Origin of the sequence: Bartonella sp. CR84HXZ, assembly GCF_042194535.1 — a bacterium.
Classification (GTDB): domain Bacteria; phylum Pseudomonadota; class Alphaproteobacteria; order Rhizobiales; family Rhizobiaceae; genus Bartonella; species Bartonella grahamii.
Window position 1 is genome coordinate 1 of the sequence record NZ_JBHIMY010000039.1, and the last position, 4,825, is coordinate 4,825.

A 4,825-nucleotide genomic window follows, 5' to 3' on the forward strand; every position below is an offset into this window, starting at 1 on the left:
CATGCAACGCTGTTGCCAATTGCCACATGGGCAATTTCTTCATTGGGAGAAAATTCTATTTGTACCGATGAGCGTATAGAGCCAATAATTTTTGTGACATTATAGGCATCATAGTTGATAAAGCGAATGCGGCTATCGCTTGGCGCACGGGTGGGAAAAATACTGGCATGGCTCAAGGCTATAGGAGAAAGGGTAATAGCGATGTTAAGAATGAGAAAAAGAATTTTTTTTGTCATGATCAGTTGACCACTTCCGGATCGGTTCTATATTCATTAACAATAAACCCTAGAGGATTTATCAAACGGTTTTGGACAGAGATAGGGGCATTGATGTATTCAAAGGTAAGTGTTGCAACCCAGTGGGTGATGAATTCTTTTTTGGTTTCGTTGTCATGAATGGTTCTGTAGTAACGCACTTGGGCAACATCGTCATTGATAAAGGAGATTGATTTTATTGTTATTGTAACGGCGGCGTGTTTATAGAGAATTTGAGGACTTTGGGGATTTCTTGCTCCATACCAGCTGGCAAATCTTTCCTGTTCTTCAGAAGAAGAGAGGAGAGAGACGGTTTGGAAGTTGTGTTGTGTTTCTTCTGTGGTGAAGCCTTCACGGGAGCGGATATATTTTGCAGCAAAGTAGCGTGTGATTGCTTCGTCGACATTGGTGGGACCTTCTTTTAAGGCTTCCACAACTTCGACAATGCCGGTTGAATTGTCCACACGGATGACAAAAGGTTCCACGGTTTTAAGGGGCGTGAGGGTGATGACCGCGAGAGAAGACATTATTGCAACAGCAACCGCGATGCCGGCGATTGCAAGCGAGATGCGGGTGGTGCGGCGTGAGGCGAGCATGCGATCTTGATCGAACGAGCGTGCTTCAGCAATGTATTGTTCTATGTCTTTTTCTTTCATGCTTTTTGCCCGCAATTTTTGTAAGATTTGATTTCTTCATCCGTTAATTTTTGTGCCAGAAGCGTTTCCAGCTTCCCTTCTTTTAGGGGTGAAGGGGTGTTGTTACTGATGATAATGGGCGTGGGCGTGGGTTTTTTCCCTTCCCAATTCCACATTGATCTGTTGAGTGGACGTTTAGAATATCCATCACACTTTGGGAGTGACTTCAGTGTGTTTGGTGAAGACACACAGCCACTGAGAAAGAGAAATGGTAAGATGACCCCAATTTTTTTAAATTCCCGCATTTACTTAGGCCTTTGCTAATGATGCTATTAGTGATCCTATTTTTTTTGCACCGTTCGTTATCGTTTTAGCTCCTCCTGAGCCTGTAAGGGATGCACCTCCAGAGGCTAAAGCGGAAGCCATGCTAGGTAAATTGAAGAAAAGAAAAATACCACCAATGCCAACCACGAAGAATTCTCCATAGGCTAACACGAAATCTTTAATGTCTTTTGAAAAGACATTCATTGCAAGTTTGATATACATACCACCAAGCAAGATGACTAATACCTGTAAAATGATGAAGTTTGCAACTTGTCCTAACCATGCCTCTGTAAAACGCCTTGTTGAGGAAAACATAGAGAGGCTTATGAAGAGCGGTCCTACTGATATGACAAGAAACAAACCAAGTTTAGCAAACATTGTGACGATAAAACCAATTAGGCAAAAAATCATAGCAATTGTGTAACACAATGAAGCATAAATCCATGAAACAAGATACGCCCCCAGTGCAAGCCATGATGAAGATTTTGTTGAATCTAAAATATGTGAAATAGCTTTATTTATCAGATCATCCCATATATTTTTATCTGAGTGTATTGTACCTTGTGTGGCATGTGCAATGGCATTAGGCAGAGCCTCAAAAAATATATTACCGACCCACTCATTATAAAGAGCAGCATTAGTGGCGAGTGAAACAATGATGCCAAGTTTGAAAGCTGTCACTATAAATTCCCATAAGGGCATGGAAGAACGCCCTGAGATGATATTGTACCCTATAAATATAATGTAAATTGTACAAGATGCTTTAAGCGGAGCACTTAAACCCATTGAAAGGTTTTTAATGGTCTCCTTCATTATTTGCATGATAGGTTCCATTAACATATTTTCTGCTGTGGTAAAGAAAGCTACTTTTTCGAATGTCATTGCACATCCATTCTATCTAATTTTTGCAAATATGATCATTTCTGATTCAATTATTATGTTGGTTCTGTTCAGCACGCTCTTCTGCTTCTCGTTCGGCTTGTTCTTTTGCTTTTTCTTCAGCTTTTCTTTTTTCTATTTCAGCTTCTTTTTTTGCTATTTCAGCTTTCCATTTTTCATGTCTAGCTCGCAGCTCGGCTCGATATTCTTCTAGCGCTTTACGATCTTCTTCTTCGCGTTCACGCGCTCTCTCTTCAGCTTTTGCTTCATATTCCTTTTGAAGTTCAAGTTGTGCTAATCTTAGGTTTTCACAATTTTTTGAAGTTCCTGCGAATCCACATTTAGCATTCCACTCTCCCATCAAATTTTTATCTTTTTTAAATTCTGCGACGCTATAGGTTTTTTCACATCCAGCTGTGATGAGCCCTGTGCAAAGTAGCAATGTTGTTATGAGAACTTTATTCATAGATATTCCCCTTCTTTCTTTCAGTTTTACAAGGTTTGAGCACAATCTTTAAATTCTGCTTGTGTTATCGGTTTTTTATAACCAGTGATGATAAATCTAGGGCACAGACATAATGTTGCCATAAATATATTGTATAGTATGTAAGGTTCTTTAAGTTGAGCAGCTAAAGCGCAATAGATGTTATCCATTGTTTTTGTAATGGGATTCATCAACATATTGTCTATCTTAGTGAATATGCCGTTGCTTTCTACTGCCATTGAGATGCTCCGCTCTTCATTATGTCTTAATGGTTATTTTGTTGTTCTTCTGCCGCGCGCTCTTTTGCTCTTCGTTCTTCCTCAGCACGTCGCTTTGCTCTTTGTTCTTCTAATTTTTTTTGAGTCTCTGCTCTCATTTTTTCAAGATCAGCTTTTTGTTTCGCCATAAATTCTTCATATCTTTTGCGATCGTTCTCTTCCGCTTGACGCTCTCTTTCTTCTGCTTGTGCTTCATATTCTTTTTCAAGTTCTAAAAATGCTAACCGCATGTTTTCACAATTCTTTGAAGTTCCTGCAAATCCACATCTAGCATCCCACTCGAAGCGTAAATTTTTATCTTTTTTAAATTCTGCGACGCTGTAAGTTTTTTCACAGCCAGCAGCGATAATTCCAGTGCCAAGTAGCAATGTTGTTATGAGAACTTTATTCATGATTAATGACTGTCCTGTTGTTGTTTAGCGCGCTCTTCTGCTTCTCTTCCGGCTTGTTCTTTTGCTTTTTCTTCAGCTTTTCTTTTTTCCATTTCAGCTTTTAGTTTTTTTATTTCAGCTTGCCTTGCTTGATGTTCAGCTTCTATTTCAGCTTCAAATCTTTCCATCGCTTTACGATCTTCTTCTTCGCGTTCACGCGCTCTTTCTTCAGCTTTTGCTTCATATTCCTTTTGAAGTTCAAGTTGTGCTAATCTTAGGTTTTCACAATTTTGGGCAGTTCCTGCGAATCCACATTTAGCATTCCACTCTTCCATCAATTTTTTATCTTTTTTAAATTCTGCGACGCTATGGGTTTTTTCACAGCCAGCTGTGATGAGCCCTGTGCAAAGTAGCAATGTTGTTATGAGAACTTTATTCATTATTTATTGTCCTGTTTCTTTTCAGATTCTTGTTTATCGTCATTTGTCGAGCCAGTTCTCCCCCATCCCCATGTTGGAAGACTCTCACGATAAGCTTGCTCTGCGTTTTTACAATTTTGCGAATCGAGATCCCCTGATGTCATACATTTCATTTTCCATTTTTCGTATAATTTGTGATCTTTCTTAAATTCTTCTACGCTGTGGGTTTTTTCACAACCAGCTGTGATCAGCCCTGTGCAAAGTAGCAATGTTGTTATGATGATCTTGTTCATGTTCAAGCCCCTCTTTTTTTACCCTTTATTGACCACGCAGTTTTTTGGCATAATCTGCATATCGCGCTGAAAATTCTTCGTAAGCTCGTTGTTCGGCAGCTTTGTACTCTGCTTGTTGAATCATCGCGGCGGCTTGCATTTGGAGAACTTGTGTTTGGAGTTTTGCTTGTATCGCTGATAATTGTGCTTGAATGCCTTGAATTTTACCCGCATCTTCAGTACTTCCAAGTTCGTCAAGGAGCTTGTTAATGGTTTTTTGTGTTTCACTGGCTTCTTCGTAGACGTCTTGGCCTTTTGCTGCTTGTCCTACCGTGTTCTGTTCGGCTTTTTTCACTTCTTGTGCGTAAAAAGCATCTACTGCCTCTTTTGATCCAGCACCCCCCGCGGGCTCTTTGTATTTAAGTTCTTCTTGCCATTTTTGCGTGTTTTTGCTGCCGCCACCGCCACCACCGCCGCCACTGCCACCGCCGCTGCCCATCGATTGTTGAAAGTGGTTAAAGTCTGAAGGAAGGGCGCCACTGCTCCCTTGCTTGTTAAACATGTCTTTCAATCCCGAGATGTCAGGCTTGACATTTAAGGAGTTATATAATTGTTTCGCTTGATCGAGTTGGCTCTTTAATTGCTCAAGCTGTTGTGCACCTTGTTGAACTTGCTGTTTTGCTTTATCAACTTGTTGCTTCAATTGTTCAAGTTGCTTTCCCCCTTGCGTAAAAGATTGTAAATCGAATGTAGGCATTTGTGCGAATACATTTGTTTGAAAGCCAAATGAAGCTGCACAGACGGCTGTTGCCAATAAAAGTTTTTTCATTGTTTTGACCTTTCTTGAAAAATAGGAAGCCATTTTTCTGGAGATTGTCCAACTTCATCCATAATGGTCTCTAGGAGTTC

9 protein-coding genes and 1 pseudogene are annotated in these 4,825 nt (G+C 40.1%); all 10 read right to left on the bottom strand.

The window, feature by feature from the left end; all coding sequences use genetic code 11:
• Window positions 1-236: pseudogene (locus ACFIKD_RS08725) on the bottom strand (P-type conjugative transfer protein VirB9); the annotation flags it as partial.
• A gap of 2 nt (window positions 237-238) precedes the next feature.
• Complete coding sequence (locus tag ACFIKD_RS08730) at window positions 239-910, bottom strand: virB8 family protein (RefSeq protein ID WP_375647785.1); 672 nt, start codon at window positions 908-910, stop codon at window positions 239-241.
• Window positions 907-1,194, bottom strand: coding sequence for a type IV secretion protein VblB7 (locus ACFIKD_RS08735; RefSeq protein ID WP_375644468.1), 288 nt, complete (start codon window positions 1,192-1,194; stop codon window positions 907-909). The genes ACFIKD_RS08730 and ACFIKD_RS08735 overlap by 4 nt, the downstream gene beginning before the upstream one ends.
• A 4-nt stretch (window positions 1,195-1,198) precedes the next feature.
• Window positions 1,199-2,095 (bottom strand): type IV secretion system protein, encoded by an 897-nt coding sequence (locus ACFIKD_RS08740; RefSeq protein WP_375647786.1) that lies wholly within the window; start codon window positions 2,093-2,095, stop codon window positions 1,199-1,201.
• Between the two features lie 46 nt (window positions 2,096-2,141).
• Window positions 2,142-2,558 (bottom strand): EexN family lipoprotein, encoded by a 417-nt coding sequence (locus tag ACFIKD_RS08745; protein ID WP_375647788.1) that lies wholly within the window; start codon window positions 2,556-2,558, stop codon window positions 2,142-2,144.
• Between the two features lie 26 nt (window positions 2,559-2,584).
• A complete protein-coding gene (locus ACFIKD_RS08750; RefSeq protein WP_375647789.1) occupies window positions 2,585-2,815 on the bottom strand; it encodes a hypothetical protein in 231 nt (76 codons plus the stop codon).
• 26 nt (window positions 2,816-2,841) lie between these two features.
• Window positions 2,842-3,246 (bottom strand): EexN family lipoprotein, encoded by a 405-nt coding sequence (locus tag ACFIKD_RS08755; RefSeq protein ID WP_375647790.1) that lies wholly within the window; start codon window positions 3,244-3,246, stop codon window positions 2,842-2,844.
• Window positions 3,247-3,248: 2 nt separating this feature from the next.
• The gene (locus ACFIKD_RS08760) at window positions 3,249-3,665 is read right to left on the bottom strand and encodes an EexN family lipoprotein (protein WP_375647791.1); all 417 of its coding nucleotides are present in this window, start codon (window positions 3,663-3,665) and stop codon (window positions 3,249-3,251) included.
• Entirely contained in the window at window positions 3,665-3,937 is a 273-nt protein-coding gene (locus ACFIKD_RS08765) for an EexN family lipoprotein (protein ID WP_026500396.1), read from the bottom strand. The genes ACFIKD_RS08760 and ACFIKD_RS08765 overlap by 1 nt, the downstream gene beginning before the upstream one ends.
• 25 nt (window positions 3,938-3,962) lie before the next feature.
• Window positions 3,963-4,745 carry a type IV secretion system protein gene (locus ACFIKD_RS08770; RefSeq protein ID WP_375647793.1) on the bottom strand — a complete coding sequence of 261 codons (783 nt, stop codon included), beginning with the start codon at window positions 4,743-4,745 and terminating at the stop codon, window positions 3,963-3,965.
• Between the last annotated feature and the right edge of the window lie 80 nt (window positions 4,746-4,825).